Raw genomic sequence first — 22,907 nt, forward strand, 5'->3', positions numbered from 1 at the left:
GACCGCCAAGATCAGTTTCTTCATACAAAACGAATGAGCGGCTTAAAAATGCAAAAGGGGACCAAAAAGGCCCCCTTCAGTATTACTTCACGCCTATGAACATGCGTTTATGCGTCGGGAGCAACCTTGGCAGGCGGCTCGCTGTTTTCGTAGATCAACAGCGGCTTGGACGTGCCATCGATAACGCTTTCGTCGATCACCACCTTGCTCACATCGCTCTGCGACGGGATTTCGTACATGGTGTCGAGCAGAACACCTTCGAGAATCGAACGCAGGCCACGGGCACCGGTCTTGCGCTCCAGCGCGCGACGGGCAACCGATTTCAGCGCATCGGTACGGAACTCGAGGTCCACACCTTCCATCTCGAACAGCTTGGCATACTGCTTGGTCAGCGCGTTCTTCGGCTCGGTGAGGATCTGTATCAACGCAGCCTCATCCAGCTCGTCCAGCGTCGCAAGCACCGGCAAACGGCCCACGAACTCGGGGATCAGACCGAACTTGACGAGATCGTCAGGCTCGACTTCACGCAGCGACTCGCCAACCTTCTTGCCCTCCTCCTTGCTGCGAACCTCGGCGTTGAAGCCGATGCCGCCACGGGTGGAACGGTTCTGAATGACCTTTTCCAGGCCCGAGAAGGCGCCCCCGCAGATAAAGAGGATATTACGCGTGTCCACCTGCAGGAATTCCTGCTGCGGGTGCTTGCGACCACCTTGAGGCGGAACGGAAGCCACGGTGCCCTCGATCAGTTTCAGCAAGGCTTGCTGCACGCCTTCACCGGACACGTCACGAGTGATTGAAGGGTTGTCGGATTTGCGCGAAATCTTGTCGATTTCGTCGATGTAGACAATACCCATCTGGGCCTTCTCGACATCGTAATCACATTTCTGCAACAGCTTCTGGATAATGTTTTCGACGTCCTCACCCACATAACCGGCTTCGGTCAGGGTGGTGGCGTCAGCAATGGTGAACGGCACGTTAAGCAGGCGAGCCAGTGTCTCGGCCAGCAGCGTCTTGCCGGAGCCCGTAGGGCCGATCAGCAGGATGTTGCTTTTGCCCAGTTCGACGTCGTCGTTCTTCTTGTCACGCTGATTCAAACGCTTGTAGTGGTTGTACACCGCTACTGCGAGAACCTTTTTGGCACGTTCCTGACCGATGACGTACTGGTCAAGGATGCCGCTGATTTCTTTAGGCGAAGGCAATTTATGCGCGCTGCTTTCGGCCTGAGCTTCCTGCACCTCCTCACGGATGATGTCATTGCACAGGTCGACGCACTCGTCGCAGATAAAGACCGAGGGGCCGGCAATCAATTTGCGCACTTCATGCTGGCTTTTGCCACAGAAGGAGCAATAGAGCAATTTGCCGTTGTCCTCGCCGTTGCGGGTGTCAGTCATTCGATCGATCCAATCCGGTAGGCTTGCAACACAAGATGAAGGCTATTGCGGGCTTTTTCAAGTCCGCAGGCGGTCGGTTGTGCCGACCCCCTACATTTTGAGCCGCTTAGGCAGGCATTTGACGCTTGTTGATCACCGAGTCGATCAGGCCGTATTCGGCTGCACGCTCTGCGCTCATGAAGTTGTCACGCTCGGTATCGCGCTCGATGGTTTCGAGGCTCTGGCCGGTGTGATGCGCCAGCAGCGAGTTGAGACGATGACGAATGTGCAGGATTTCCTTGGCATGGATGTCGATGTCCGACGCCTGGCCCTGGAAACCGCCCAGCGGCTGGTGAATCATCATCCGCGAGTTGGGCAGGCAATGACGCTTGCCTTCTGCACCGCCGGCCAGCAGGAATGCACCCATGCTGCAAGCCTGACCGATACAGATGGTCGAAACGTCCGGCTTGATGAACTGCATGGTGTCGTAGATCGACATGCCTGCAGTCACCGAACCGCCCGGCGAGTTGATGTAGAGATGGATATCCTTGTCCGGGTTTTCCGCTTCAAGGAAGAGCAGTTGTGCCGCGATAAGGTTGGCCATGTAGTCCTCTACCGGACCAACCATAAAGATGACTCGCTCCTTGAGAAGGCGCGAATAGATGTCATAGGCGCGTTCGCCACGGGCGGACTGCTCGATAACCATCGGGACCAGGCCGCCAGCGGCCTGGATGTCAGAGTTCTGCTGAATATAAGAATTGCGGGACATGTCCTGCATTCACTCCCAAATAGTCGAGTCTTGAATACGCACAAGCCAGCGCGAAGGCTGGCTTGTGGGTGTTTTCGCACGAAAAGAGAAATCAGTCGGCTTTTGGAGCTTCCACCGGCTTGACAGCTTCTTCGTAGGAGACCGATTTGTCGGTCACGCTAGCTTTCTGCAAAACAGTATCTACAACTTGCTCTTCAAGCACAACAGAACGTACCTCGTTCATTTGCTGCTCGTTCTTGTAGTACCAGGCAACGACCTGCTCAGGCTCCTGATAGGCGGAGGCCATTTCCTGAATCATTTCGCGAACGCGAGCGTCATCAGGCTTGAGGTCGAACTGCTTGACGACCTCGGCAACGATCAGACCCAGCTCGACGCGGCGCTTGGCCTGCTCTTCGAACAGCTCTGCCGGCAGCTGGTCAGGCTTGATATTTCCGCCGAACTGCTGAACGGCCTGCACACGCAGACGGTTGACTTCGTTTTCCAGCAGCGCTTTAGGCACTTCGATCGGGTTGGCAGCCAGCAGACCGTCCATGACCTGATTCTTGACCTTGGACTTGATCGCCTGACGCAGCTCGCGCTCCATGTTCTTGCGAACTTCGGTGCGGAAGCCTTCGATACCGGTTTCCTTGATACCGAACTGCTTGAAGAACTCTTCGTTCAGCTCAGGCAGCTTTGGCTCGGAAACGGTGTTGACGGTCACGGTGAACTCGGCAGCCTTGCCGGCCAGCTCGAGGTTCTGATAGTCCTCTGGGAAGGTCACGTTCAGAACGCGCTCTTCACCGGCCTTGGCGCCAACCAGACCGTCTTCGAAACCAGGGATCATGCGGCCGGAACCCAGAACCAGCTGGGTGCCGGTAGCGGAACCGCCAGCGAACACTTCACCGTCGACCTTGCCGACGAAATCGATGTTCAACTGGTCTTCGTTCTGGGCAGCACGATCAGCCACTTCGAAACGAACGTTCTGCTTGCGCAGCACTTCAAGCATGTTGTCCAGATCGCTGTCAGCCACGTCGGCAGACAGACGCTCTACGGAGATGCTGTCGAAGCCGGCAACGGTGAATTCCGGGAATACTTCGAAAGTAGCCACGTATTCCAGATCTTTGCCTTTTTCGAACGACTTGGGCTCTACTGCAGGAGCACCGGCCGGGTTCAGCTTCTGCTCAACCACAGCTTCATAAAAAGTAGCCTGAATCAGATCGCCCAGTGCTTCCTGACGTGCGCCGTCCTCGTAACGCTGACGAATCACGCTCATAGGCACCTTGCCAGGGCGGAAGCCCGGGATCTTGGCTTTGCGCGCGGTCTGCTGCAGACGCTTGTTGACTTCAGTCTCGATGCGTTCGGCAGGCACGCCAATGGTCATGCGGCGCTCAAGAGCGGAAGTGTTTTCAACAGAAACTTGCATGGATATTCCTCGTTGCACAGACGTTAGCCGGCCGTTTCCGACCCCAGAATCAAGGGCATGCATTCTAGTGGGTCATACTCAAGAAGTCACCCTACTGAAAAAGGGCGGATTTATAGGACGAGAGCGGAGCGCAGCGGCGCAAGGAAGAACAGAGCCTTGCACCCTCGGCGACGCGTCTGGCACGGCTTCTATATAAAGAAGCATCAGCACCGGAGACGACCGACCCCGTCCATGTAGCGCGCCCCACTCGACCGACGGCGAAAAGGCCGGTCGACCAGCGAGACGGTAAAGCGAATACGCTGAAACAAAAAAACCGCTCGAGGCGGCTTTTTTCTCGCGACCCGAGCACTCACTCGACGTCACATGTGTCATGGCGAACGGAGAGTACAAAACGAAATCTCCAGAAACCTGCCACGCCAGGCTCCAGCCTTGACGCCTGAAATCAATGCATTTTTTGATGTACTGATTCAATGGCGCAAGGCAGCTTCCAGCCTGATTCAACCCGGCGCGCATCGTACACAACGTGGCGATGACGCGCCACCCATTGCAAGCATTTGACGGGACTGACAATTTTTTACGCAAATAAGTCCTTTGATCAACCGCCAGAAGGTGTGTATCGAATGCGACGTCAATGCGTAATCGAATGCCACCGCCAACCTAAGAAATCATCTGTGCCTGCCAGGTTTTACACACGCCAAACGCATCGATAGAAGCACCGCACGCTGTCGAAAAAACCGGCAGCATCCCAGAGCAGAGCGCCTGGCTGGATACGACTGAATGGGGAGAAGGAAGCGCCGGGGCGCCTCCTGTGCTCAAGGCAGCGCCTTGTACAGCACTGTCAACCGCTACATAATCCGGCCAGATTCCAGCAGCAAGGACAGAGACCCGCGCGATTGGCGAGTCGTACAATTTCGCGCTGCGTCGATAGCGCGGTAGAGCGTTTAAATATTCAACAAATCAATGCCCTACACATTGATACCCCTCAGGAAAAACCATGTACAAGATGATTGCTGCATTCAGTTTTCTGGCTATAGCCTCAGCAACAATGACCGGGTGCAATGATAAAGAAGGAAGCCAGGGAAGCGCAGCAACCACCAAAACCAATTATTATTCATCAGACAAATGCAATATTGACTCAATTGCTGGACAGATTAGCGCAGGAACAGGAGCGAGCATTTATGTACCGCGAGGCGTCGCTGTGTTCAACGGCTGGGCGATCGACACTGCCAACCAGGACGCCCCAAAGGAAATGAGACTTCGCCTGACGGGCTACAAAGGAACTCCCACTGTATTCAAGGCCCCCGCCATCGTTGATCGCATTGACCTGGTAAAGACCTATAACAATGAAAAACTCTTGAAATCAGGCTTTTCATTCACGGCAGATTTATCCTCCATGGAGCCCGGCGGCTACAGCGTAGCCATCGAGATCCCTGGAGCGAATTCGTCTCTCCTGTGCCAAGGCAAGGTATTGCTGGTTATTGAATAATCAGAAAAACCGCTTCCTGCCTTGAGACAGCAGCACATCGCGGCGCGAGCAAGAGCATCCTGCTCACGCCGTTGCCGCTCAACAATCTTCAGACCACAGAAATACTAAACCCGAGACAACAAAAAGCCCGCACTTGGCGGGCTTCTCTTGGCTTTCGCGGTGCTCACTGGAACCCGGCGAAAGTACATCTGGTGCGGACGGAGAGACTCGAACTCTCACACCTTGCGGCGCTGGAACCTAAATCCAGTGTGTCTACCAATTCCACCACATCCGCATTTCAGACTTTTAAAGCAAAGGCGCCAGACTATGAATCTGGCGCCCTTCTTAATATGGGGTGGACGATGGGGTTCGAACCCACGACCGCAGGAGTCACAATCCTGTGCTCTACCAACTGAGCTACGCCCACCATATTGCGCATGACGATACAACCTACTTGCTGTGCCAAAGCTGCCTTTAATGGCGCACCCGGCAGGACTCGAACCTGCGACCATCCGCTTAGAAGGCGGATGCTCTATCCAGCTGAGCTACGGGCACTTATATAATTTGTACTCTTGCGATAACAAACTAAAAGGCTTTCAATCAATCACACCGAGCTGATTTGCAACTCTGCCTGACCGAATCAACCAGTGCTAGCTTAACCAGTGCTGGGCTCTGCCCGGCAAGTGCGACAAATCTTATAGACGCCCCCTGGGGTCGTCAACCTTTTTTTGAAAAAAATTCAGCTAGATAAAGGAGTTAGCTGAATATGCAAAGCAATCGCCTTTGCCCTCGCGCCATGTCATGAGAGAATGCGCGCTCATTTTTTTCCTCTCGATGGTTAATCACGCGTCATGACTGCAAAACTAATCGACGGCAAGGCGATCGCCGCCAGCCTGCGCCAGCAGATCGCCAAACGTGTCGCCGAACGTAGCCAGCAAGGTCTGCGTACGCCGGGCCTCGCGGTGATTCTGGTCGGCAGCGACCCCGCCTCCCAGGTCTATGTCTCTCACAAGCGCAAGGACTGCGAGGAAGTCGGTTTTATCTCCCAGGCTTACGACTTGCCCGCTGATACCACTCAGGCAGCATTGACCGATCTGATCGACCGCCTCAATGAGGATGCCGCTGTCGACGGCGTCCTGCTGCAACTGCCCTTGCCCGCGCACCTTGACGCTTCGCTGCTGCTGGAGCGCATTCGCCCGGACAAGGACGTGGACGGTTTCCATCCTTATAACGTGGGTCGCCTCGCCCAGCGCATTCCGCTGCTGCGTCCGTGCACGCCCAAAGGCATCATGACCCTGCTCGAAAGCACCGGTGTCGACCTGTACGGTCTGGATGCCGTCGTCGTCGGCGCGTCCAACATCGTCGGCCGCCCGATGGCGATGGAACTGCTGCTGGCGGGCTGCACCGTCACGGTGACCCACCGTTTCACCAAGGATCTGGCAGGCCACGTGGGTCGTGCCGATCTTGTGGTGGTTGCCGCCGGCAAGCCGGGCCTCGTCAAAGGCGAATGGATCAAGCAGGGGGCGATCGTCATTGATGTCGGCATCAATCGCCAGGAAGACGGCAAGCTGGTAGGCGACGTGGTTTACGAGACTGCCCTGCCCCGCGCCGGCTGGATCACTCCGGTTCCAGGCGGCGTCGGCCCCATGACCCGCGCCTGCCTGCTGGAAAACACGCTGTACGCGGCAGAAACCCTGCACGACTGATCAGCCTGCGGCGATAAAAAACGGCACCTTGAAGGTGCCGTTTTTTTTACCTCGACAAAACCTTACTTCTTGGCTGCCTCCCAGCTTTTCAGCAGGTCAGCGTAGGCGATGGTTTCACCCTTGGGTTTCTCGTTGGCCAGCTTGCGCTGTGGCGCGAGGAACTTGCCGTTGCTCTCTTCGGCCTTCTTGTACCAGGCTTCTGCAGTGGTTTCCGGATTCATCTTCGGCGCGCACTTGCTGGCTTCCTGAACCTTGGAACGCTCGATGCGCGTCATGATTGCATCCTGGTCCTTGGCCAGACCGTCGAGGGCCTCCTGCGCAGTCTTCTCGCCGGTGACCGCCTCGGCCACATGGCTCCACCACAGCTGTGCCAGCTTCGGATAGTCAGGCACATTGGTGCCGGTAGGCGACCATTGCACGCGTGCCGGGCTGCGATAGAACTCCACCAGACCACCCAGTTTAGGCGCCAGCTCGGTCATCTCCTTGGAATTGATATCCGACTCGCGAATCGGCGTCAGGCCGACGATGGTTTTCTTCAGCGAAACGCTTTTCGAGGTCACGAATTGCGCATACAGCCAGGCGGCCAGACGCTTTTTCTCGTCGGACGACTTCAGGAACGTCCATGAACCGACGTCCTGATAGCCGAGCTTCATGCCTTCTTTCCAGTAAGGGCCTTTTGGCGAAGGCGCCATGCGCCACTTCGGCGTGCCGTCAGCATTCATCACCGGCAGGCCTGGCTTGGTCATGTCGGCGGTAAAGGCGGTGTACCAGAAGATCTGTTGCGCGACGTTACCCTGCGAAGGCACCGGTCCGGATTCGGAGAAGGTCATGCCCGCCGCTTCCGGCGGCGCATAGGCTTTCAGCCAGTCGATGTATTTCTGCGTGGCGAACACTGCCGCCGGGCCGTTGGTGTCGCCACCGCGGGTAATGCTGGAGCCGACCGGATGGCAGTCTTCGACGCGAATACCCCACTCGTCCACCGGCAGACCGTTAGGCAAACCCTTGTCGCCGCTGCCGGCCATGGAGAACCAGGCATCGGTGAAACGCCAGCCCAGTGACGGGTCTTTCTTGCCATAGTCCATGTGACCAAAGACTTTCTTGCCGTCGATCTCCTTGACGTCTTCGCTGAAGAACTTGGCAATGTCCTCGTAAGCCGACCAGTTGACCGGAACGCCCAACTCATAGCCGTACTTGTCCTTGAATTTCTTTTTCAGGTCGGGACGTTCGAACCAGTCGGCACGGAACCAGTAAAGGTTGGCGAACTGCTGATCAGGCAGCTGATAAAGCTTGCCGTCTGGAGCGGTGGTAAATGAGATACCGATGAAGTCGTTCAGGTCCAGCGTCGGCGAGGTGACTTTACTGCCTTCCGGACTGGCCATCAGATCCGTCAGAGACAGGGCCTTACCGTAGCGAAAGTGCGTACCGATCAGGTCCGAGTCGTTGACCCAGCCGTCATAGATGCTCTTGTCCGACTGCATGGCGGTCTGCAGCTTTTCGATGACATCACCTTCCTGCAGCAAGTCATGGGTGACTTTGATACCGGTGATTTCAGTGAACGCCTTGGCCAGGGTCTTGGATTCGTATTCATGGGTGGTCAGGGTTTCCGACACCACCTTGATGTCCATGCCACGAAACGGCTTGGCAGCTTCGATGAACCATTTCAGCTCTTTCAACTGCTCGTCATCGGAAAGCGTACTCGGCTTGAATTCGCTGTCCGCCCACTTCTTCGCCGCATCTTCGTACTTATCCGCCCATGCCGACACACTCAACCCGCTGAGCATGATCATGGTTGCCAGCGTCACGCTATGTTGCAGCTTGTTTTTCTTATTGAACATAGTCATCTCCAGGTTGCTTTCATGTAGTCCCGCTTTTCCAATGCCGCCGACCGGATCACCCCGGCAACCGCGCCCGGCCGCTCTCTAACCCCATCGCATCACCACCAACAGCCACACCAGGGAAGCCCCCGAAGCGATCCAGATGTTCCAGTCTGTCGCGCCGATTACCAGCAAATGCAGATAAGCGCTGCCCAGAAGCCCAATGAAAAGACGGTCGCCACGGGTGGTGGCAATCGGCAGAAAACCACGACGCTCGATACTTGCCGAGCGCAATTCCCATACGGTCATCCCTGCCAGCAGCAGCGCAATGCTGATAAAGAAGGCCGCAGTGGGCAGTGTCCAGGACATCCACTCCATTTTTTCGACTCCTCAGACACGACCAAGAGCAAAGCCCTTGACCACATGGTTGCGAACGAACCAGATCACCAGCATGCCCGGCAGAATGGTCAACACCCCTGCCGCCGCCAGCACCCCCCAATCGATACCCGATGCCGACACGGTGCGGGTCATCACCGCAGCGATCGGCTTGGCGTTCACCGACGTCAGGGTGCGCGCCAGCAACAGCTCGACCCAAGAGAACATGAAGCAGAAAAACGCGGTGACGCCGATACCCGAACCAATCAGTGGAATGAAAATCTTCACGAAAAACTTGGGAAAGCTGTAACCGTCGATGTAGGCCGTTTCGTCGATTTCCTTGGGAACGCCGGACATGAAGCCCTCCAGAATCCATACAGCCAGCGGAACGTTGAACAGGCAGTGCGCCAGTGCCACGGCGATGTGCGTGTCAAACAGACCGATGGACGAATACAGCTGAAAAAACGGCAGCAGGAAGACTGCCGGTGGCGCCATGCGGTTGGTCAGCAGCCAGAAGAACAGGTGCTTGTCGCCGAGAAAACGATAGCGTGAAAACGCGTAGGCTGCCGGCAATGCGACGCTTAGCGATATCACGGTATTGAGGCACACGTAGTACAGCGAGTTGAGGTAACCGCTGTACCAGCTCTCGTCGGTGAAGATCACCTTGTAGTTGGCCAGGGTGAAATCCTGCGGCCACAGGGTCAGGCCACCGAGGATCTCGGTATTGGTCTTGAACGACATGTTGATCAGCCAGTAGATCGGCACCAGCAGAAACAACAGGTAAATCCACAGCGGTATGATTTTGCGCAGACTCATGACCAGCCCCTCAATTCTTTTCGCTGTGAGTCATGGCGGTGTAGAACACCCATGACACCAACAGAATGATCAGGAAATACACCAGCGAGAACGCGGCCGCAGGCCCTAGGTCGAACTGCCCGAGCGCCATGGTGGTCAGGGTCTGACTGAGGAAAGTGGTGGAGTTACCCGGCCCGCCACCGGTCAGCACGAACGGCTCGGTGTAGATCATGAAGCTGTCCATGAAGCGCAACATCACCGCAATCAGCAGCACGCTTTTCATTTTGGGCAACTGGATATGCCGGAAGATCGCCCAGCCTGACGCACGATCGATGCGCGCCGCCTGGTAATACACATCCGGAATCGCCCGCAGCCCCGAATAGCAGAGCAAGGCCACCAGCGAGGTCCAGTGCCAGACATCGATGACCAGCACCGTCACCCAGGCATCCGAGGCATTGGCGGCGTAGTTGTAGTTGATGCCCAGCACGTTGTTCAGCGTGTAACCCAGCAAGCCGATATCACCACGGCCGAAGATCTGCCAGATAGTGCCGACTACGTTCCACGGGATCAGCAGTGGAATGGTCATCACGATCAGGCACAACGACGACCAGCGCCCCTTGGTCGGCATGGTCAGGGCAATCGCGATGCCCAGCGGAATCTCGATCAGCAGTACGCAGCCCGAATAGATGAACTGACGCAACAGCGAGTCGTGCAGTCGCGGGTCCTGCAAGACCTGCCGGAACCAGTCGGTGCCGACGAAATAACGGCTGGACTGGTCGAAAATGTCCTGCACCGAATAGTTGACCACGGTCATCATCGGGATAATCGCGCTGAATGCCACCAGCAGAAACACCGGCATCACCAGCCACCAGGCCTTGTTGTTCTGAACCTTACGCATGGGACACCTCACTGGCAGGGCCGGCTTCGATCAGGTAATCATCTGCATAGAGCATCAGCCATTGCCCCGGAAAGCTGATCCAGGCCTGGCCTTGCGGCACCGGTTTGTCTTCCTGCAGACGCACCTTCAGCAGTTGCCCGGCCAGTTTCAGGGTGATGATCTTGTAAGTGCCGAGGTCTTCCACATAGGTCACGTCGGCACACATCGCATCGTCGTAAGGCCCGTCCCAGACATGCACGAACTCAGGACGAATACCCACTTTCAGCGTTTTCCACGGCGTATTGGCGAGCTTCTGCTGCAACGACTCAGGCAGCGGCAGGTGAATATCGGCAAAACCGACGCCGCCCGGCTGCGGCGTGACATCAATCAAATTCATCCCCGGGCTGCCGATGAAATAGCCGACAAAGGTGTGCGACGGCTTTTCAAACAGCTCCCGCGGCGTGCCGAACTGGACGATCTGTCCGCCATACATCACGGCGATCTTGTCGGCGAAGGTCGACGCCTCCAGTTGATCGTGGGTGACGTAAACCATGGTGATATTGAACTGCTCGTGGATCTGCTTGAGCTTGCGCCGCAGTTTCCACTTCAGGTGCGGGTCGATCACGGTCAGCGGTTCGTCGAAGAGGATCGCCGACACGTCATCGCGCACCAGCCCGCGACCCATGGAGACCTTCTGCTTTTCGTCCGCACTGAGGTTGCGCGCCTTCTTTTTCAGCAGCGGCTGCAGGTCCAGGACATCGGCAATTTCGTTGACCTTGATGAGAATCCGCGCCTCGTCCATGCCCTGATTGCGCAATGGAAAGGCCAGATTGTCGAACACCGTCATGGTGTCGTAGATCACCGGAAACTGGAAAACCTGAGCGATGTTACGGCGCTCAGGAGGCAGCTCATTGACCACTTTCGAGTCAAAAAGCACCTGCCCCTGCGACGGACTGAGCAGGCCGGAAATGATATTGAGCAGGGTTGACTTGCCACACCCGGAAGGCCCGAGCAGCGCATAAGCACCGCCCTGCTCCCAGACGTGACTCATCTCGCGAATTGCATAGTCGTCAGGACCAGGCTTGGCGCTGTAGCTGTGCGCGAGGTTCTGCAAGCGGATCTCGGCCATCAGGCAACCCTCGCCATACGCAGGCCCGGCGCCTGAATCAGGCCGCCCTGCTGATCGAATACAAACAATTTGTGGGTCGGGATGTACACCCGGATCGCCGCATCGACGTCGTAGGCATGCACGCCCGGCAGATGCAGGACCAGTGAGAACAGCTCGTTGCGCACATGCAGGAAGGTTTCCGAACCACTGATTTCCGCCAGCTCGACAGTAACCGCCAGCTCCAGATCGTCATCGTTGGACGGCACCAGGCTCAAATGGCTGGGGCGCACGCCGAAACGATACTCGCCATCGCCGACGGCACGCAGGTCGACGTTGAGCGGGAAGTGCACGAAATTGGCGAAGCTGACTTCATTGCCCTCTATACGGCCCGGCATGAGGTTGATCGGCGGTTCGGAGAACAGCTCGGCGGCCAGCACAGTCGCAGGTCGATGATAGACCTCGGGGGTCTTGCCGCTCTGTACCACCCGCCCTTCATGCAGGATGGTGGTGGTGCCGCCCAGCGCCAGCGCTTCATTGGGCTCGGTGGTGGCGTAGATGGCGATGGTATGGCGAGCGGCAAACAGCTCGCGCATTTCCTGACGCAGCTCTTCGCGCAGCTTGTAATCGAGGTTGACCAGCGGTTCGTCGAAGAGGATCAGCTCGGCGTCCTTGACCAGTGCCCTGGCCATCGCGGTGCGCTGCTGCTGCCCACCGGACAGTTCGAGGGGATGGCGTTGCAGGAATTTTTCGATGCGTAGCATCTTCGCGGTTTCCTGCACCCGGCTGTGGATCACGTCTCTGGAAAGACCCGCCTGGCGCAGCGGCGAAGCGATGTTTTCGAACACCGTCATGCTCGGGTAATTGATGAACTGCTGATAAACCATCGAGACGTTGCGCAGGCGAACCGGACGATTGGTGACATCGACACCGTTCATCAGCACTCGCCCGCTGTCCGGCTTGTCCAGCCCGGCCATCAGGCGCATCAGGCTGGTTTTGCCGGACAGGGTGCGCCCCAGCAGAACGTTGAATGATCCCGGCTCAAAGCTCAGGGAAGCGTCGTCGATCCAGACCTGGCCATCGACGGCGCGACTGACATGCTCCAGCGTGAGTGACATGGCGTGCCCTTTGTTGTTTTTTTCTTAAGGGTGAATGCGTGACTGTTTGCAGATAGCGACATTCGTGCCAGCTCAGGCAAATTGCCGGTGAAGCCCGAAACAGAGCGTTCGCCCGTAATCAGGGGACGAAACGCCTTTCACAGCTGAACAATAATGAACAGAAAATACTGAACACTTGAACAAAATGAACATTGACTTTGAACAAAACTGAACGACACTGGACGGACGTTGCGGGCAAGGATGGTCACGCCGACGGGACCTAAAAACAAAAACAATACGTCATATTCGCAGGCATCCTCATGTCTCAAACCAGCGCTTCGCTTGCTCACGACATCATCGTTCAGGATTCATGGACCCGTTGCCGGGACTTCGGCCTCAGTCATCAGACGCGCCCGTCATTCGGCCAATTACCGGGGGCGGAGGTTTCCAGGTTGCTGGAGCGCCATAACGGACTGGTACAGACCACCCATCAGGAGGTCCTGCCGGTCTACGAAAACATTCTCAGCAACTCCAGCTGTCTGATTCTGCTGGCCGACACTCAAGGTCAGTTGCTCAAGTCATGGGGTGCGCAGCGCTTCGTCGAATCGTCCCAGGCTCAGGGCTTCATGCCAGGTGCCAGCTGGAGCGAGCGCGGCACGGGCACCAATGCCATCGGCACAGCGCTGGCCTGCGAGCAGGCCATTCATATCGAACCGGACGAGCATTTCCTCAAGGCCAACCGCTTCATGACCGGTTCGGCCTCACCGATCTTCGATGCTGATAGGCGCATCATTGCCGTGCTGGATGTGTCCAGTGACAGCTTCCTGCCACCCTCGCACACGCTGGGCATGGTCAAGATGATGAGCCAGTCCGTGGAAAACCGCCTGATCCTCGACCAGTTTCGCGACTCCCACTTCCAGCTGATCTTCAATACCGGTCTGAACAACCTCGACAGCCAGTGGGCCGGCCTGCTTATTTTTGACGAAAGTGGCCAGATCCTGTGCGCCAATCGGCGTGCCGACACTTTGCTGGGGACGGCTCCGGCCGGTGCCAGCATCGAGACGCTGTTCAAATGTCCGATCCTGCAATTGCTCAGCGAAACCGAAGCGCGTCCGTTTGCGCTGCATGCATTTGGCAACAATCGCTTTCAATGCCTGCTCAAGCGTCCGACTCGCAAACCATTGAAGCTGCATTGCGTCCAGGCTGCGCAGGTGCCTGCTGCACCACGAAACCTTGATCTGCAGGCGATCAGCCTGGGCGATGCGAAGGTCGAGAAGGCTGTGCGTCAGGCGCAGCGGCTGCTGGAAAAAGACATCCCGCTGCTCATTCATGGTGAAACCGGGGTCGGCAAGGAAGTCTTTGTCAAAGCCCTGCATCAGGCCAGTGCGCGCGCCAGCCAGCCGCTGATCGCGGTCAATTGTGCGGCGATCCCGGCCGAACTGGTCGAGGCCGAGCTGTTTGGCTATGAAAGAGGCGCCTTCACCGGGGCCAACCAGAAAGGCAGCATCGGCCTGATCCGCAAGGCCGACAAAGGCACGCTGTTTCTGGATGAGGTGGGCGACATGCCGATGCCGGTGCAGGCGCGACTGCTGCGTGTGCTGCAAGAGCGCTGCGTTCAGCCACTGGGCAGCAGCGAGTTGTATCCGGTCGATATACGCCTGATTTCAGCCACCAACCGAGGCCTGCGCGATCAGGTCCAGGCGGGGCTTTTTCGCCAGGATCTTTATTACCGGATCAGCGGCCTGAGCATCGAACTCCCACCCCTGCGCGAGCGGACGGACAAACATGCGCTTGTCCAGCGAATCTGGGAGCGGCACCGTGATGCTCATCAGCGCGCGGGTTTCTCCAGAGAAGTGCTTGAGTTGTTCGAGCGTCACCCCTGGCCGGGCAACCTGCGCCAGCTCAACAGTGTGATTCAGGTAGCACTGGCACTGGCGGACGAACAGCCGATCGGCACTGACCATCTGCCCGAGGACTTTCTGCTCGATGCTCACGCGGATGAGGAATGCCGTGCCCCGGTCAGGACTCAGGAGTCGGCCACGCGCCTTCACTCGAGCGAAGACCTCGGCCAATTGTTTCAAGCGGCAGGCGGGAATATTTCACAGCTGGCCAAACGTCTGGGCGTCAGCCGCAACACGCTGTACAAGCGGTTGCGAGAGCAGCGGATCGTTTAGTGTTTGACGCTCGGCAGGCCGCACATCATCGAGGACAGGACGCGGTGCGTCCAGAACAGCATGCCCACGCGGAGTGGGCACGATAGTGTTTCAGGGATAGTCCTTGATCAGTCCGCCAGACGCCAGGTGGTGCCGCCCTTGCCGTCTTCCAGCAGCACGCCCATGGCGGTGATCTGGTCGCGGATACGGTCGGACTCAGCCCAGTCTTTCGCGGCACGCGCAGCCAGACGCGCCTGAATCAGCGCCTCCACTTCAGCCGCATCGACACGCCCTTCCGCGCCAGCGCGCAAAAAGTCGTCGGCTTCGAGTTGCAGCACACCCAGCACGCTGGCCAGTTGCTTCAAGCGCGCCGCCAGACCCGCCGCTGCTGCGATATCGGATTCGCGCAGACGATTGATCTCGCGAACCATCTCGAACAGCACCGCACAGGCTTCAGGCGTACCGAAGTCATCGTTCATCGCCGTGCTGAAACGCTCGACGAACGCCTCGCCACCCGCAGGTTCGGCGACCGGCAGGCCCTTGAGCGCGTGATAGAACCGCTCCAGTGCCGCCTTCGACTCACGCAGGCTGTCTTCGGAATAGTTGATCGCGCTTCGGTAGTGGCTCGACACCAGCAGGTAACGCACCACTTCCGGGTGATATTTTTCCAGCACGTCGCGAATGGTGAAGAAGTTGTTCAGGGACTTGGACATCTTCTCGCCATTGATGCGAATCATGCCGCAGTGCAACCAGGCATTGGCGTAGGTCTTGCCGGTGGCCGCTTCGCTCTGGGCGATTTCGTTTTCATGGTGCGGAAACTCGAGGTCGCTGCCGCCGCCATGAATATCGAAGGTCTCGCCCAGGCAGCAGGTCGACATCACCGAGCACTCGATATGCCAGCCAGGACGTCCTGCCCCCCAGGGCGATTCCCAGCTCGGCTCGCCCGGCTTGACGCCTTTCCAGAGCACGAAGTCCAGCGGATCTTCCTTGGACTCGTCCACTTCGATGCGTGCGCCGATGCGCAGGTCTTCGATCTTCTTGCGCGACAGCTTGCCGTAACCCTGAAACTTGCCGACCCGATAATACACATCGCCATTACCCGGCGCGTAGGCATAGCCCTTGTCGATAAGGGTCTGGATCATGGCGTGCATGCCAGGGATATGATCGGTGGCACGCGGCTCCATGTCCGGCTTGAGGATATTGAGGCGCGCCTCGTCCTCGTGCATGGCATCGATCATGCGCGCGGTCAGTGCGTCGAACGACTCACCGTTTTCCCGCGCCCGGTTGATGATCTTGTCGTCGATATCGGTGATGTTGCGCACATAGGTCAGTTCATAACCGCTGAAGCGCAGCCAGCGTGTCACCAGATCGAACGCAACCATGCTGCGGCCATGGCCCAGGTGGCAGTAGTCGTACACGGTCATCCCGCAGACGTACATGCGTACCTTATTGCCATCCAGCGGCTTGAAAACTTCTTTGCTCTTGGTGAGCGTGTTGTAGATAGAAAGCACGTGCTCCCCCTCAAACGTACAGCATCAGGTCCAGGAATCCCGCAACGTCACGGTGCGGTTGAAGACAGGTCGACCAGGTTTGGAGTCCTTGATGTCCGCGCAGAAATAACCTTCGCGTTCGAACTGGAAACGGTCTTCCGGTTGCGCTTGGCCCAAAGAAGGCTCGGCGCGACAACCGGTCAGTACTTGCAGGGAGTCCGGGTTGATGTTGTCCAGAAAGCTTGCGCCCTCTTCGGCTTTTTCCGGGTTCGGCGAACGGAACAGGCGATCATACAGACGCACTTCGCACTCTACGCTCTCGGCGGCTGGCACCCAGTGCACGACGCCCTTGACCTTGCGGCCCTCTGGGTTCTTGCCCAACGTTTCCGGGTCGTAGGAGCAACGCAGCTCGACGATGTTGCCGTCGGCATCCTTGATCGCTTCATCGGCGCGGATCACATAGCTGCCACGCAAACGCACTTCACCGTTCGGCTCCAGACGCTTGTAGCCTTTCGGCGGCTCTTCCATGTAATCGTCGCGGTCGATGTAGATCTCCCGCGAGAACGGCAGCTCGCGTACACCGAGGTCTTCTTTCGGATGGCGCGGCAACTCCAGCTTCTCGACCTGGCCTTCCGGATAATTGGTGATGACCACTTTCAGCGGGCGCAGTACGCACATGGCGCGCGGCGCGCTGTGGTCCAGGTCGTCGCGGATGCTGAATTCGAGCATGCCGAAATCGACCACGCCGTCAGAGCGGTTGGTGCCGATCATTTCGCAGAAATTGCGAATCGATTTCGGCGTGTAGCCACGGCGACGGAAGCCCGACAGCGTCGACATGCGCGGGTCATCCCAACCACTGACGTGTTTCTCGTCAACCAGTTGCTTGAGCTTGCGCTTGCTGGTGATGGTGTAGTTCAGGTTCAGGCGCGAGAACTCATACTGACGAGGCTTGCACGGCACCGGCAGGTTATCGAGGAACCAGTCGTACAGCGGGCGATGGCTTTCGAACTCCAGGGTGCAGATCGAGTGGGTGATGCCTTCGAGGGCATCCGACTGACCATGGGTGAAGTCATAGATCGGATAGATGCACCACTTGTCGCCGGTCTGATGGTGATGCGCATGACGAATGCGGTAGATGATCGGATCACGCAGGTTCATGTTCGGCGAGGCCATGTCGATCTTGGCGCGCAGTACGCGCGCGCCATCCTCGAATTCGCCGGCTTTCATGCGCGCGAACAGGTCAAGGTTTTCCTCGACGCCACGCTCGCGGAACGGACTGTTCTTGCCCGGCTCGGTCAGGGTGCCGCGATATTCGCGCGCCTGCTCGGGGGTCAGATCGTCCACATAGGCCTTGCCTGCCTTGATCAGCTCGACCGCCCAGTCGTGCAACTGGTCGAAATACTGCGAGGCGTAGCGCACTTCGCCCGCCCACTCGAAGCCCAGCCACTTGACGTCACTCATGATGGCGTCGATGTATTCCTGGTCTTCCTTGGCCGGGTTGGTGTCATCGAAACGCAGGTGCGTATCGCCACCGAACTCCTTGGCCAGACCGAAGTTCACGCAGATCGACTTGGCGTGACCAATGTGCAGGTAGCCATTGGGCTCCGGCGGAAAGCGGGTCACGATTTTGCTGTGCTTGCCCGAGTCCAGGTCTGCCTGCACGATAGGACGCAGGAAATTGGTCGGTACGGCTGGACCTGCCTTTGAATGGGCAGCGGGTTCTGGAGTGGGCTTGCTCATAGGATCCTTGGACATACGTGCGCGGCCAGGGTAGGCCGACTAAATCAAAGCGCTTATCATAGCCGAAGCTGTCAAGTCCCTGACAACAGACTGCGTATTTGAAGGCATAAAAGCTGCAAAAGCGCTGAAAAATGTAACCTCGTCTGTAAACTGCGCGTCAGGGTCATAATCTGCCCATTCATGCATGACTAGAGAGCGACTTCCCAAATGCCTAATGTAAAACTGACTACCAACCACGGCGACATCGTGCTGCAACTGAACGAAGAAAAGGCGCCGCAGACCGTTGCCAACTTCATCGAATACGTTAAAGCCGGCCACTACGAGAACACGGTTTTCCACCGCGTGATCGGCAACTTCATGGTTCAGGGCGGCGGTTTCGAGCCTGGCATGAAAGAAAAGAAAGACAAGCGCCCGAGCATTCAGAACGAAGCCGACAACGGTCTGCCGAACAAGAAGTACAGCGTCGCCATGGCCCGTACCATGGAACCGCATTCGGCCTCTGCGCAGTTCTTCATCAACGTCGCTGACAACGCCTTCCTGAACCACAGCGCCAAGACCGTTCAGGGCTGGGGTTACGCTGTATTCGGTGAAGTGATCGAAGGCACTGACGTGGTCGACAAGATCAAAGGCGTGGCGACTTCCAGCAAGGCCGGCCATCAGGACGTCCCGGTAGAAGACGTGATCATCGAGAAAGCCGAGATCGTTGAGTGATACTGCTGATCTCCGATCTGCACCTTGAACAGGAGCGCCCGGACATTACCCGGGCGTTTCTGGATCTGCTCGCAGGACGCGCTCGCGAAGCCGAGTCGCTGTACATCCTCGGGGATTTCTTTGAAGTCTGGATCGGTGACGATGCGATGTCGCCGTTCCAGCTTTCGATCTGCAAGGCCCTGCGCGAATTGAGCGACAGCGGCACACGAATTTTTCTGATGCACGGCAACCGTGATTTCATGCTTGGCAAGGGTTTCTGCAAGGCAGCGGGCTGCACGCTGCTGAGAGACCCCAGCGTCGTGCAGTTGAACGGTGAGCCGGTGCTGTTGATGCACGGCGACAGTCTGTGCACCCGCGATGAAGGCTATATCCGGATGCGTCGCTATCTGCGCCATCCGCTGACGCTGTTCATTCTGCGCCATTTGCCGCTGGGCACTCGGCACAAGCTGGCGCGCAAGTTGCGTAATGAGAGCCGTGCGCAAACCCGTATGAAAGCCAATGATATTGTCGATGTGACGCCGGACGAGGTGCCGCGGATCATGCAGCAGTTCGGTGTGCGTACGTTGGTCCACGGTCACACTCATCGTCCGGCGATTCATAAGTTGCAGATTGGCGATCAGGCGGCCAGACGCATTGTGTTGGGTGACTGGGATCGTCAGGGCTGGGTGTTGCAGGTGGATGAGCAGGGTTTCAATCTGAGTTCGTTCGACTTTGTGCCGGAGACGGTTGCGTTGCTGAACTGACGGCGCGGGAATGCGGCTGTTCTACGACTTCAGGTGGATTTAGGTCGAATCGGATTCTCGTTCCCACGCTCCGCGTGGTAGTGCAGTTCGTGACGCTCTGCGTCACACGGCGGGTTTTCTTTGTCAGGTGGATTAGGGTCCGGCTCAGGTCACCTTTTCGCCCCTCGGCGAGTCACTTTGAAGGGGCCAAAGTGACCAAAGCCCCCAGCTCCGTTTCCGGCCCGACTTCGTCGGATTCCTTCGCCCTGACACTGATCCGGGGGTCGCCGCAACGGGCCATCCATGGCCCGGTGCGGCTTGCCTGGCGTCCTGCCAGGCTACCCCCGGATCAGCGCCAGGACTCAGCCGTCACTTACGTCGCACTCTGCGTCGTCAGTGCCATCGTGATAGAAAAGTACATCTAAAGCAGTTGAAGCAGTCACAAACTGCATGCCACCCCATTGGCACGAGAAACCCATCTCAATGCCCGCCGCCTGCCGCAGGCCCGGCCTTGGCGGCGAATGGGGGTTTGGCCAGCCAGACGAGCAGGATCAGTCCTGCGAATATCCAGCCCAGCAAGTAGAAGTAATCCACGGTGGACATCATGTAGGCCTGGGCGTTGAGGGTGCGTTCCAGTTGCGCGTAGGCTTGTGGGCTCGCGCCGCCCAGGCTGTCGAGGGCGTGGCGGGTGGCGGGGTCGAAGGTGCTGATGTTTTCGCTCAGGTAGGCGTGATGCTGGTTGGCGCGGCGGATCCAGATCCAGGTGGTCAGCGAGGCTGCGAAGCTGCCGCCCAGGGTGCGCAGGAAGGTTGCCAGTCCAGATCCATCGGCGATCTGATTGGGCGGCAGGTCGGACAGCAGAATACTCAGAGTGGGCATGAAGAACAGCGCCACGCCGATGCCCATGAACAGTTGCACCATCGCCACGTGTTCGAAATCCACGTCGGTGTTGAAGCCTGCACGCATGAAGCAGCTCAGCCCCATCGCCAGGAACGCCAGCCCGGCCAGTAGACGCAAGTCGAACTTGTGCGCGTACTTGCCGACAAAGGGCGACATCAGTACCGGCAGAATGCCAATCGGGGCGACGGCCAGCCCCGCCCAGGTCGCGGTATAGCCCATCTGGGTCTGCAACCACTGCGGCAAGATCAGGTTGATGCCGAAGAAGCCGGAATAGCCGCCGATCATGACCAGCGTGCCGATGCGGAAATTGCGGTAGGCAAACAGGCGCAGGTTGACGATCGGGTGCTTGTCGGTCATTTCCCAGATGACGAAGAAGGTCAGCGCGACCAGCGAAATCAGCGAACCGAAGATGATGAAGTTCGACTCGAACCAGTCCAGATCATTACCCTTGTCGAGCACTATCTGCAGCGCGCCCACACCGATAATCAGCGCCAGCAGGCCAATGTAGTCCAGCGGTTGGCGGGCTGTGCTGACCGGCCTTTTGGCCATTTGGCTACGTACCACCAACACGGCGAACAGGCCGATGGGGATGTTGATGAAGAAGATCCACGGCCAGCTATAGCTGTCGGTGATCCAGCCACCGAGGATCGGCCCGGCAATGGGCGCCACCACCGTCACCATCGCCAGCAATGCCAGGGCCATGCCCCTTTTGACGGGCGGGTACACAGCAATCAGCAGGGTCTGGCTCATCGGATACAGCGGACCGGCGACCATCCCCTGCAGCGCCCGGAAGCCCACCAGTTCCGGCATGGACTGGGAAATGCCGCACAGAAACGAAGCGATCACGAACAGAATGGTGGCCCACAGGAACAGCTTGACCTCACCGAAGCGACGACTGAGCCAACCGGTCAGCGGCAAGGCAATCGCGTTGCTGACCGCAAACGAGGTGATCACCCAGGTGCTCTGCTCCGAACTGACCCCCAGGTTGCCGGCGATGGTCGGCAGCGCCACGTTGGCAATCGTGGTATCGAGCACCTGCATGAAGGTCGCCAGCGACAGACCGATGGTGCACAGCAGCAGGCTTGGCGGGGTAAAAGAAGCGGGGGCGTTGTTGCTCATCGCGAATCCCTGGAGACGAATGCGACACCCCGACCGGCGGCCGGGGCTCACGGATTAGCGGTTCAGCGCTGAACGGCAGTCTTGCCACCGGGCGCACTGTTCTCGTGAATCAGGCGGGCGATCAGCGCGTCGGCGTCAGCCAGTTGCTCGGTGTACACCTGAGTGCTGAAAGCGGCCTGCTTGCGCGGCTGTTGCGCCAGGACCGGGCCGCTCTGGTCGTGCAGGTTGACCTCAACCGTGGTCGACAGGCCGATGCGCAATGGGTACTTCGCCAGCTCTTCAGGATTGATGTGCACCCGCACCGGCACACGCTGGACAATCTTGATCCAGTTGCCAGTGGCGTTCTGCGCAGGCAGCAATGCAAAGGCACTGCCGGTGCCGGCCCCCAGACTGTCGATGGTGCCGTTGTACTTCACATCGCTGCCATACAGGTCGGAGCTGATCTCCACCGGCTGACCAATGCGCATCTTGCCCAGTTGGGTTTCCTTGAAGTTGGCATCGATCCACAACTGGTCCAGCGGAATGACCGCCATGGTTGCAGTGCCCGGTTGAATGCGCTGCCCCAACTGCACGGTGCGCTTGGCGACGTAACCGGTGACCGGTGCCACCAGCGTCGAACGCGCGTTGGCCAGGTAGGCCTGACGCAACTGCGCGGCGGCGGCCTTGACGTCCGGGTGCGAGGACACCACGGTGTCATCGACCAGTGCCACGCTAGTGCTCAACTGCTGCTGAATGTTGTTCAGGGCGCTCTGCGCGCTGGTCAGGCTGTCTCTGGCGTGCGACAGCTCTTCCTGGGAAATCGCCCCGCCGGCTGCGAGGCTGCGACGACGGTTGTAGTTGTCCTGAGCGGTCTGCACCGCAGCACGCTGTGCGGCCAACTGCGCTTTCATGCCATCGACGTTGCTGTAGAGGCCGCGCACCTGGCGCACAACCTTGCCCAGATTGGCCTCGGCGCTTTGCAGCGAAACTTCGGCATCGCTCGGGTCGAACTTGAGCAGAACCTGCCCTGCGTGCACCAGATCACCGTCGTCCGCACCAATACTGATGACGGTTCCGGTGACCAGCGGGGTGATTTCGACCACGTTGCCATTGACATAGGCGTCGTCGGTCTCTTCGCTCCATTGGCCGTAGATCTCGTACCAGGCCCAGATGCCCAGTGCGAGGATGACCACGACAATGGCAAGCCCGATCAGCATGAACTTGCGCTTGCCGGACTTCGGCTCCTGTTCAGGGGCCGGGGCAGATGTGTTTTCAGCGGCAGCAGTGGCCATGGCAGTTACCTTTAATCAGCGAAGCG

18 protein-coding genes and 3 tRNA genes are annotated in these 22,907 nt (G+C 58.1%); 5 read left to right on the plus strand and 16 right to left on the minus strand.

The window, feature by feature from the left end:
* Positions 1-107: 107 nt before the first annotated feature.
* The 3 genes from clpX to tig form a co-directional block, all read right to left on the minus strand.
* Positions 108-1,391, minus strand: a complete 1,284-nt coding sequence (clpX, locus tag JOE34_RS22925; RefSeq protein ID WP_002552735.1) for an ATP-dependent Clp protease ATP-binding subunit ClpX — start codon at positions 1,389-1,391, stop codon at positions 108-110.
* Between the two features lie 106 nt (positions 1,392-1,497).
* On the minus strand, positions 1,498-2,139 hold the full coding sequence (clpP, locus tag JOE34_RS22930; protein ID WP_002552734.1) for an ATP-dependent Clp endopeptidase proteolytic subunit ClpP: 642 nt from the start codon (positions 2,137-2,139) through the stop codon (positions 1,498-1,500).
* A gap of 91 nt (positions 2,140-2,230) precedes the next feature.
* A complete protein-coding gene (gene tig / locus JOE34_RS22935; protein WP_003315274.1) occupies positions 2,231-3,541 on the minus strand; it encodes a trigger factor in 1,311 nt (436 codons plus the stop codon).
* 994 nt (positions 3,542-4,535) lie between these two features.
* Here tig and JOE34_RS22940 point away from each other — a divergent pair.
* The gene (locus JOE34_RS22940) at positions 4,536-5,027 is read left to right on the plus strand and encodes a hypothetical protein (protein ID WP_003342837.1); all 492 of its coding nucleotides are present in this window, start codon (positions 4,536-4,538) and stop codon (positions 5,025-5,027) included.
* 189 nt (positions 5,028-5,216) lie between these two features.
* On the opposite strand, the gene JOE34_RS22945 is transcribed toward JOE34_RS22940, so the two are convergent.
* From JOE34_RS22945 to JOE34_RS22955, 3 genes are all read right to left on the minus strand, one after another.
* A tRNA-Leu gene (locus JOE34_RS22945) sits at positions 5,217-5,301 on the minus strand.
* Positions 5,302-5,357: 56 nt separating this feature from the next.
* A tRNA-His gene (locus JOE34_RS22950) sits at positions 5,358-5,433 on the minus strand.
* A 51-nt stretch (positions 5,434-5,484) separates the two neighbouring features.
* Positions 5,485-5,561, minus strand: a tRNA-Arg gene (locus JOE34_RS22955).
* A gap of 296 nt (positions 5,562-5,857) precedes the next feature.
* Here JOE34_RS22955 and folD point away from each other — a divergent pair.
* Positions 5,858-6,712 (plus strand): bifunctional methylenetetrahydrofolate dehydrogenase/methenyltetrahydrofolate cyclohydrolase FolD, encoded by an 855-nt coding sequence (folD, locus tag JOE34_RS22960; RefSeq protein WP_003304374.1) that lies wholly within the window; start codon positions 5,858-5,860, stop codon positions 6,710-6,712.
* 62 nt (positions 6,713-6,774) lie between these two features.
* Here the strand turns inward: folD and JOE34_RS22965 are convergent, their stop codons facing one another.
* From JOE34_RS22965 to JOE34_RS22990, 6 genes are all read right to left on the minus strand, one after another.
* Complete coding sequence (locus JOE34_RS22965; RefSeq protein WP_096116276.1) at positions 6,775-8,547, minus strand: ABC transporter substrate-binding protein; 1,773 nt, start codon at positions 8,545-8,547, stop codon at positions 6,775-6,777.
* A gap of 84 nt (positions 8,548-8,631) precedes the next feature.
* Complete coding sequence (locus JOE34_RS22970) at positions 8,632-8,904, minus strand: DUF2160 domain-containing protein (protein WP_003315278.1); 273 nt, start codon at positions 8,902-8,904, stop codon at positions 8,632-8,634.
* A gap of 12 nt (positions 8,905-8,916) precedes the next feature.
* Positions 8,917-9,717, minus strand: coding sequence for a carbohydrate ABC transporter permease (locus JOE34_RS22975; protein ID WP_003315280.1), 801 nt, complete (start codon positions 9,715-9,717; stop codon positions 8,917-8,919).
* A gap of 10 nt (positions 9,718-9,727) precedes the next feature.
* Positions 9,728-10,594, minus strand: a complete 867-nt coding sequence (locus tag JOE34_RS22980; protein ID WP_002552729.1) for a sugar ABC transporter permease — start codon at positions 10,592-10,594, stop codon at positions 9,728-9,730.
* Positions 10,587-11,702 carry an ABC transporter ATP-binding protein gene (locus JOE34_RS22985; RefSeq protein WP_003390667.1) on the minus strand — a complete coding sequence of 372 codons (1,116 nt, stop codon included), beginning with the start codon at positions 11,700-11,702 and terminating at the stop codon, positions 10,587-10,589. The genes JOE34_RS22980 and JOE34_RS22985 overlap by 8 nt, the downstream gene beginning before the upstream one ends.
* Positions 11,702-12,796, minus strand: coding sequence for an ABC transporter ATP-binding protein (locus JOE34_RS22990; RefSeq protein WP_003390669.1), 1,095 nt, complete (start codon positions 12,794-12,796; stop codon positions 11,702-11,704). The genes JOE34_RS22985 and JOE34_RS22990 overlap by 1 nt, the downstream gene beginning before the upstream one ends.
* 299 nt (positions 12,797-13,095) lie before the next feature.
* On the opposite strand from JOE34_RS22990, the gene JOE34_RS22995 reads away from it, so the two are divergent.
* Positions 13,096-14,949 (plus strand): sigma-54-dependent Fis family transcriptional regulator, encoded by a 1,854-nt coding sequence (locus JOE34_RS22995; protein WP_024662031.1) that lies wholly within the window; start codon positions 13,096-13,098, stop codon positions 14,947-14,949.
* A 107-nt stretch (positions 14,950-15,056) separates the two neighbouring features.
* Here the strand turns inward: JOE34_RS22995 and cysS are convergent, their stop codons facing one another.
* Both cysS and JOE34_RS23005 read right to left on the minus strand, forming a co-directional pair.
* Positions 15,057-16,439 carry a cysteine--tRNA ligase gene (gene cysS / locus JOE34_RS23000; RefSeq protein ID WP_003315286.1) on the minus strand — a complete coding sequence of 461 codons (1,383 nt, stop codon included), beginning with the start codon at positions 16,437-16,439 and terminating at the stop codon, positions 15,057-15,059.
* A 24-nt stretch (positions 16,440-16,463) separates the two neighbouring features.
* A complete protein-coding gene (locus JOE34_RS23005) occupies positions 16,464-18,158 on the minus strand; it encodes a glutamine--tRNA ligase/YqeY domain fusion protein (protein WP_004418525.1) in 1,695 nt (564 codons plus the stop codon).
* A 207-nt stretch (positions 18,159-18,365) separates the two neighbouring features.
* Here JOE34_RS23005 and JOE34_RS23010 point away from each other — a divergent pair, with 207 nt between their 5' ends.
* Together JOE34_RS23010 and lpxH are read left to right on the plus strand one after the other, a co-directional pair.
* Complete coding sequence (locus tag JOE34_RS23010; RefSeq protein WP_003390678.1) at positions 18,366-18,869, plus strand: peptidylprolyl isomerase; 504 nt, start codon at positions 18,366-18,368, stop codon at positions 18,867-18,869.
* The gene (gene lpxH / locus JOE34_RS23015) at positions 18,866-19,612 is read left to right on the plus strand and encodes a UDP-2,3-diacylglucosamine diphosphatase (RefSeq protein ID WP_003304994.1); all 747 of its coding nucleotides are present in this window, start codon (positions 18,866-18,868) and stop codon (positions 19,610-19,612) included. The genes JOE34_RS23010 and lpxH overlap by 4 nt, the downstream gene beginning before the upstream one ends.
* A 459-nt stretch (positions 19,613-20,071) precedes the next feature.
* On the opposite strand, the gene JOE34_RS23020 is transcribed toward lpxH, so the two are convergent.
* Complete coding sequence (locus JOE34_RS23020; RefSeq protein WP_267872946.1) at positions 20,072-21,631, minus strand: DHA2 family efflux MFS transporter permease subunit; 1,560 nt, start codon at positions 21,629-21,631, stop codon at positions 20,072-20,074.
* Positions 21,632-21,672: 41 nt separating this feature from the next.
* Positions 21,673-22,881 carry an HlyD family efflux transporter periplasmic adaptor subunit gene (locus tag JOE34_RS23025; protein WP_003390683.1) on the minus strand — a complete coding sequence of 403 codons (1,209 nt, stop codon included), beginning with the start codon at positions 22,879-22,881 and terminating at the stop codon, positions 21,673-21,675.
* Positions 22,882-22,907 lie beyond the last annotated feature (26 nt).

It is taken from the genome of Pseudomonas sp. PvP028, from assembly GCF_017832255.1.
GTDB classification, from domain to species: domain Bacteria; phylum Pseudomonadota; class Gammaproteobacteria; order Pseudomonadales; family Pseudomonadaceae; genus Aquipseudomonas; species Aquipseudomonas syringae.

Excerpts from the sequence above, each read along its gene's own strand:
- clpP (WP_002552734.1), bottom strand. The coding sequence starts at position 2,139 with ATGTCCCGCAATTCTTATATTCAGCAGAACTCTGACATCCAGGCCGCT.
- JOE34_RS23005 (WP_004418525.1), bottom strand. The coding sequence starts at position 18,158 with ATGAGCAAGCCCACTCCAGAACCCGCTGCCCATTCAAAGGCAGGTCCA.
- JOE34_RS22965 (WP_096116276.1), bottom strand. The coding sequence starts at position 8,547 with ATGTTCAATAAGAAAAACAAGCTGCAACATAGCGTGACGCTGGCAACC.
- JOE34_RS22970 (WP_003315278.1), bottom strand. The coding sequence starts at position 8,904 with ATGGAGTGGATGTCCTGGACACTGCCCACTGCGGCCTTCTTTATCAGC.
- JOE34_RS22980 (WP_002552729.1), bottom strand. The coding sequence starts at position 10,594 with ATGCGTAAGGTTCAGAACAACAAGGCCTGGTGGCTGGTGATGCCGGTG.
- JOE34_RS22990 (WP_003390669.1), bottom strand. The coding sequence starts at position 12,796 with ATGTCACTCACGCTGGAGCATGTCAGTCGCGCCGTCGATGGCCAGGTC.
- JOE34_RS23025 (WP_003390683.1), bottom strand. The coding sequence starts at position 22,881 with ATGGCCACTGCTGCCGCTGAAAACACATCTGCCCCGGCCCCTGAACAG.
- clpX (WP_002552735.1), bottom strand. The coding sequence starts at position 1,391 with ATGACTGACACCCGCAACGGCGAGGACAACGGCAAATTGCTCTATTGC.
- tig (WP_003315274.1), bottom strand. The coding sequence starts at position 3,541 with ATGCAAGTTTCTGTTGAAAACACTTCCGCTCTTGAGCGCCGCATGACC.
- JOE34_RS22975 (WP_003315280.1), bottom strand. The coding sequence starts at position 9,717 with ATGAGTCTGCGCAAAATCATACCGCTGTGGATTTACCTGTTGTTTCTG.
- JOE34_RS22995 (WP_024662031.1), top strand. The coding sequence starts at position 13,096 with ATGTCTCAAACCAGCGCTTCGCTTGCTCACGACATCATCGTTCAGGAT.
- JOE34_RS22940 (WP_003342837.1), top strand. The coding sequence starts at position 4,536 with ATGTACAAGATGATTGCTGCATTCAGTTTTCTGGCTATAGCCTCAGCA.
- JOE34_RS22985 (WP_003390667.1), bottom strand. The coding sequence starts at position 11,702 with ATGGCCGAGATCCGCTTGCAGAACCTCGCGCACAGCTACAGCGCCAAG.
- JOE34_RS23010 (WP_003390678.1), top strand. The coding sequence starts at position 18,366 with ATGCCTAATGTAAAACTGACTACCAACCACGGCGACATCGTGCTGCAA.
- folD (WP_003304374.1), top strand. The coding sequence starts at position 5,858 with ATGACTGCAAAACTAATCGACGGCAAGGCGATCGCCGCCAGCCTGCGC.